Genomic DNA, 524 nt, shown 5'->3' on the forward strand with positions numbered 1-524 from the left:
GCGGGCGCGTCGCTCATCCGGCCGAGGACCGCACCTCGTCGAGCAGGGCCTTGGCGCGCCCGCCCTGCATCGCCTGGATGTCGTCCTGATATTTCAGCAGCACGCCGAGCGTGTCGATGACCAGCGTCGGATCGAGGGCGACGGCATCGAGTTCGACCAGGGCCGTCGCCCAATCGAGCGTTTCGGCGACGCCCGGCGCCTTGAACAGGTCTTCCTTGCGGATCGCCTGCACGAAGGAGACCACCTGGCGCGACAGGGCCTCGGGCGCGTGCGGCAGGCGGCTGCGCAGGATCTGCAACTCGCGCGCCGCATCCGGGTAATCGACCCAGTGATAGAGACAGCGGCGCTTGAGCGCGTCGTGGATCTCACGGGTGCGGTTCGAGGTCAGGATCACCAGCGGCGGCTCGGGCGCGCGGATCGTGCCGAGTTCAGGGATCGTCACCTGGAAATCGGACAGCACTTCCAGCAGAAACGCCTCGAACGCCTCGTCGGTGCGATCGAGTTCGTCGATCAGCAGCACCGGC

1 protein-coding gene is annotated in these 524 nt (G+C 67.6%); it reads right to left on the reverse strand.

Translation table 11 applies throughout. The annotated features are described in order from the left end of the window. Window positions 1-13 precede the first annotated feature (13 nt). A partial coding sequence (locus VP06_RS32000) for an AAA family ATPase (protein WP_048467863.1) occupies window positions 14-524 on the reverse strand: 511 nt, incomplete at its 5' end.

The sequence above is a fragment of the Methylobacterium aquaticum genome (genome assembly GCF_001043915.1).
Lineage (GTDB): Bacteria > Pseudomonadota > Alphaproteobacteria > Rhizobiales > Beijerinckiaceae > Methylobacterium > Methylobacterium aquaticum.